The sequence below is a fragment of the Okeania sp. SIO3B5 genome (genome assembly GCF_010692555.1).
Taxonomy (GTDB): Bacteria; Cyanobacteriota; Cyanobacteriia; order Cyanobacteriales; family Microcoleaceae; genus Okeania.
In genome coordinates, this window is the sequence record NZ_JAAHHG010000631.1 from 1 (window position 1) to 5,227 (window position 5,227).

4 protein-coding genes are annotated in these 5,227 nt (G+C 37.4%); all 4 read left to right on the forward strand.

Going from position 1 to position 5,227, the window contains the following annotated elements:
- Positions 1-415 precede the first annotated feature (415 nt).
- Positions 416-793 carry a response regulator gene (locus F6K54_RS39790; RefSeq protein WP_293089834.1) on the forward strand — a complete coding sequence of 126 codons (378 nt, stop codon included), beginning with the start codon at positions 416-418 and terminating at the stop codon, positions 791-793.
- Positions 790-1,851, forward strand: coding sequence for an adenylate/guanylate cyclase domain-containing protein (locus tag F6K54_RS39795; protein WP_293089836.1), 1,062 nt, complete (start codon positions 790-792; stop codon positions 1,849-1,851). The genes F6K54_RS39790 and F6K54_RS39795 overlap by 4 nt, the downstream gene beginning before the upstream one ends.
- Positions 1,852-2,654: 803 nt before the next feature.
- Positions 2,655-3,185 carry a Ycf51 family protein gene (locus F6K54_RS39800; protein ID WP_293089838.1) on the forward strand — a complete coding sequence of 177 codons (531 nt, stop codon included), beginning with the start codon at positions 2,655-2,657 and terminating at the stop codon, positions 3,183-3,185.
- 449 nt (positions 3,186-3,634) lie between these two features.
- The gene (locus F6K54_RS39805; RefSeq protein WP_293089840.1) at positions 3,635-4,951 is read left to right on the forward strand and encodes an AAA family ATPase; all 1,317 of its coding nucleotides are present in this window, start codon (positions 3,635-3,637) and stop codon (positions 4,949-4,951) included.
- Positions 4,952-5,227: the final 276 nt, after the last annotated feature.

A 5,227-nucleotide genomic window follows, 5' to 3' on the forward strand; every position in this document is an offset into this window, starting at 1 on the left:
TTTGATACTCAGGGGAAAAGTATTAGCATTTTGAGGCAAAAACAGCCAAAAACCTTGCACTTTTTAAAGGCCAAAAAAGGCTGAAAGCAATATCAGTCAATGCGCGTGATATTTAATCAGCAAGCCCAATTTAAACACTGTCCTTAAGGAGACACTCTTGTTGCTGATAACGTAGTTCTGACCTAGGAGGCTAGCTGACAGCTAATAGCTGAATGCTTACTAACTATTAACCCTGTAGTGCTTGACCAACTAAGAACAAATAAGCTTTCAGGTTTTTGAGTAAGTTTGAGGAAGTTTAGTTGAGCGGTAATAAATAGTTGTTGGTATCTTTCTCCCGCAGAAAAAAAATATCACTCTGTAAAAAAAAAATTCAAGGGAGGTAGAATGCCGATATTATTTCACAAAGAAGGAAAAAATGGTTAAGATTCTCTTAGTTGAAGACAATGAGATGAACCGAGATATGTTGTCTAGGCGTCTCATGCGTAGAGGTTTTGAAGTAATTATTGCTGTTGATGGAATTCAGGGTGTTGAGATGTCTAAATCAAAATCACCAGACTTAATTTTAATGGACATGAGTTTGCCAGTCTTAGATGGGTGGCAAGCAGCAAAAAAAATTAAAGATAACTCAGAAACTAGCCATATCCCAATAATAGCAATGACTGCCCACGCTATGGCAGGAGACCGAGAAAAATGTATTGCTGCTGGATGTAATGATTATGATACAAAACCAGTAGAACTTCCCAGATTATTAGACAAGATCAAACATCTTACAGGTAAAGAGCCAAGGAAATGAAGCATGGCCAGGGAAAGGTACTGGTTGTAGATGATAATCAAGTCAACCGAGAGCTTTTAGTACGACGACTTAAACGAGAACGCCATTTAGTTAGTGCTGCGACTAATGGGTTTCAGGCTTTAGAAATAATACAATCCCAACCGTTTGACTTGGTGCTACTAGATATTATGATGCCACAAATGAACGGTTATGAAGTCCTCGAAACTCTCAAGTCTGACCCTAAACTACGGCATATCCCAGTAATTATGATTTCAGCAGTGGACGATATTGAGAGTATAGTCCGTTGTATCGAATTGGGAGCAGAAGATTATTTGTCCAAGCCTTTTAACCCAATACTGCTAAAGGCGAGAATTAATGCTTGTTTAGAAAAGAAAATACTTCGGGACCAGGAACAGGCATATTTAAAGCAACTAGCTGAGGAAAAACAAAAGTCCGAAAGGTTGCTATTAAATATTTTACCTGAAGCAATTGCCCAACGGTTAAAACAGGGAGAGGAAACTATTGCTGATAGTTTTAGCCAAGTAACAGTTTTATTTGCAGATTTGGTAGGCTTTACCAAAATATCGGCTAACTTATCTCCCGCTGAACTGGTAGAGTTACTCAATAGAATTTTTTCTGCTTTTGATGAATTGGCGGACAAGTATGGACTAGAGAAAATCAAAACTATTGGTGATGCCTACATGATAGTAGGTGGACTACCAATTCCAAAAGAGGATCATGCAGAGGCGATCGCGGATATGGCCCTTGAAATGTTAACCGAAATCCAGGAAATTTCTCTAAGAGAGGGTAAGTCTTTGGAAGTTCGTATTGGTATTAATACGGGACCAGTAGAAGCAGGGGTTATTGGGACCAAAAAATTTGCCTATGACCTTTGGGGCGATACAGTAAATACGGCCCACCGGATGGAGTCTCACGGTATTTCGGGTATGATTCAGGTTGCCCAGGCAACTTATGATTGTTTAGTGGACAAATACAGATTTGAAGATCGAGGAACAATTGATGTTAAAGGTAAGGGTAATATGAGGACTTATCTGCTTATGGGTAGAAAAGAGTCTTAAAAGTCAAAATTCAAAAGTCAAAAGTCAAAAGTTTTAAAAGTCAAAATTCAAAAGTCAAAAGTTTTAAAAGTCAAAATTCAAAAGTCAAAAGTCAAAAGTTTTAAAAGTTATAAGTTATAAGTTATAAGTTATAAATCAAAAGTTATAAGTTAGGAGGAATAGCCAAAGTTACAAGTCAAAAGTTAAAAGTTATGAGTCAGTAGGAATAGCCAATATATCATTCAATCCAAAAGCACGCGGTGCATGAGGCGTAAAATTGACAATTATTCTAAAAATAGTAAGTGTACTCTCACAGACTCTATTTAATCTTTTGTTTACAAAAAGTCTCTAAGAAATACTACCAAAAATTTAACTTATATCATGATCCATGCCCCCTAAATCCCCCAAAATTGGGGGACTAGAGCAAGCAAATTGACTCTTGTTCCCCCCAATCTTGGGGGGCTAGGGGGGCAAAATTCAGTATCAAAAAACTTTTCAGATGTCCTCTGAATGCTGAATGCTGAATGCTGAATGCTTACACAATAAAATATAATTAGGGTTTGCTGAAAAAGTCTTTTGGTAGAGGTAGAATCCAGAATCCAGAATCCAGAAGTCAGGAGGAATGGGAATTATAGAAGAAGTAGTCAGAAGAATCTTCCCTTGATTTTCTACCCCTCGAAATGCTGAAAATCTTAGATTTTTGAACCATTACCACCTAAAAGCTGGTACTCCCTTAGTACCTGAAAAGGGTAAAACCAAAACCAGTCAAGACTTTGATATTTAATCAGCAAGCCCTAATTATTAACTACAAAAAACTAGAAAAAATGTTATCAACTACAGAAATATTGATTGGTGCTAAATGGTTTGGTATTGCTACTATTGGATTTTTTCTCCTAACAATTATTGGCTTTATTTTTAAATGGGAATTTCGATTTAGATTAGTCGGAGTAACAGGTTTTATGGGAGTCCTAACTACTGGTTTATTTGGTTTGAGTTTAGGATTATTTACTCGTGTAGAAATTCCGGGAGCTGCTCCATATTCATTGGTTTATGATAATGGGGGAACTCAAACGGTAATAGCTGTTTCTCCTAACATTACAGAATCAGAGTTAACAGCAACAATAAAGCAAGCTGCTGGAGATTTATTTTCTCCTGGCCGTCTGGGTAGTGGAGATAAATTAACTGTTAGAATTAGAACAATTATTCATCCAGAAGTGGGAGTTTCAGAACCACTTTATTTAGGGGAAGTAAAACGTTCTTTTTCTCAACGGGAAGATGAAAATCTAGATATTAAAATATTTCCAGAAATTTTGGCAAAACTGGAAAATTATCAGAGTCAAGGAGTAGGGGAGTAGGGGAGTAGGGGAGTAGGGGAGTAGGGGAGTAGGGGAGTAGGGGAGCAGGGGAGTGGGGGAGTAGGGGGAGTGGGGGAGTAGGGGAGTAGGGGAGTAGGGGAGTAGTAAAAACATCAATAATTAACACCCTACTAGCTAATAATTATCAAAAAGGTTATTCAACCCTTGTTAATTACTTATCTCCATGAAGTTGCACTTAATATAAAGATGAGAATAGTCAGTTTAATAAGGTCTGAGCAACAATTATTAAGCGCATTGTTACAGAGAAATGGTATTAGGAAAGATCGACAGTTTAAAACTCAGACAATGTAAGATGTTGCCTTCTTCCTTGTCCTTTCTTTCTTCTTCCTTCCCTCTTACTTCTTCCTTGTCCTTTCTTCCTTCTTCCTTCCCTCTTACTTCTTCCTTCTTCCTTCTTCCTTCTGCTAATTTAAGGAGATTTTTAACAGATGGTAAAACAGGGAGATTTATTAAAAAGATTATTTAATGCTTTTAAGCCTTTTGAACCTTTGAAACCTGGTAGTCCTGTATATGTTGATTGTCGGGAAGTGCGTGGGGATGGAGACGTTATTATAGATTTAGCTGAAAATATTAAGTTATCTGATAATAATACTTATCAACTTTATGCCGGACATCGAGGTGCGGGTAAATCAACGGAACTTTTACGACTCAAAGAACACCTGGAAAATAACGGATATTTTATTGTTTATTTCGCTGCTGATGAACAAGATATTAATCCTGAAGATACGGAATATGCTGATATTTTGTTGGCTTGTACTAGGCATTTATTGGAACATTTGAAAGATGCTAATCCTAAGCCTCTACTTGATTGGTTAAAGGGGCGTTGGGCAGATTTAAAAGATTTGGCAACTACGGAAATTTCTTTGGAAAGTTTGGCTGTTGAATCACAAATTAATCAGTACGCTAAACTTACGGCAAATATTAGAGCGGAACCGACTTTAAGGAGAAAAATTAGAGACAAAATTAATCCTTATACTGAGAGTTTAATTGAGGCTCTGAATAGTTTTATTCGTGATGGTAAAAAGAAGCTTGGTTCTGGTTCTGAACTGGTAATAATTGCTGATAGTTTAGACCGAATTGTACCAATTGTTCAGCCGGACGGACGTAGCAATCATGATGAAATTTTTGTAGACCGCAGCGCTCAATTGAAGGGTTTAGATTGTCATACAATTTATACAATTCCTATTTCAATGGTCTATTCTAATCAAGCGCCAAATCTCAAAGTTGAATATGACGATCCACAGGTTTTACCTATGATTATGGTGGAAACTCCGGAGGGGGAAGTTTTCGATTTGGGAGTGGCTACAATTAGGGAAATTATTGATAGAAGAGTTAGTGAAGTTAATCCTGATTTATCTTTAGAAACGGATGTATTTGAAAGTAGAGAAGTGTTAGATAGACTTTGCTTAATGAGCGGAGGTCATGTGCGGGATTTAATGTTATTAATGCAAAGTGTAATTAAACGTGCGGGAGGTAATTTACCAATTTCTGCCAAGGTGGTACAAAGAGCTATTACGGAGGCAAGACTTCCTTATAAAAGATCGGTTCAACAGGAAGAATGGCAAATATTAGTTGATGTTTTTCGCTCTAAAAGTATATTGAATAATCAGCAATACCGGGATTTATTGTTTAATCGTTGTTTGCTGGAATATACTTTCTTGGATGAGGAGGGAGAAAAGCAAACTTGGTATGATGTTCATCCTTTAATTAAAGGAGTTCGTGAATTTAAGGAGTTGTTGGATTGAAGCTTTCAAGAAGTCAGGAGTCTTGAAGAAGGCAGAAGGCAGAAGGCAGAAGGCAGAAGGGAAAATTGCATGGGGATTCTAACTTCAAACAATAATTTCTCGGTAAAAGTTATAGCGTTTCTCTAATTTATGAAGTACAGTTTTAGACCCCCCCCTAAACTCAAATCCCCCCTAGCCTTAATAACTATCCCTTATAAGGAACTCCTCAGACTCATAAGATCACACGTCTGAACTCCAGTCACCACACCGGCCCAAACTCGTATTCCGACCACCGCT

Bases quoted from the DNA above. Each gene is read 5' to 3' on its own strand.
- F6K54_RS39790 (WP_293089834.1), top strand. From the start codon at position 416: ATGGTTAAGATTCTCTTAGTTGAAGACAATGAGATGAACCGAGATATG.
- F6K54_RS39795 (WP_293089836.1), top strand. From the start codon at position 790: ATGAAGCATGGCCAGGGAAAGGTACTGGTTGTAGATGATAATCAAGTC.
- F6K54_RS39800 (WP_293089838.1), top strand. From the start codon at position 2,655: ATGTTATCAACTACAGAAATATTGATTGGTGCTAAATGGTTTGGTATT.
- F6K54_RS39805 (WP_293089840.1), top strand. From the start codon at position 3,635: ATGGTAAAACAGGGAGATTTATTAAAAAGATTATTTAATGCTTTTAAG.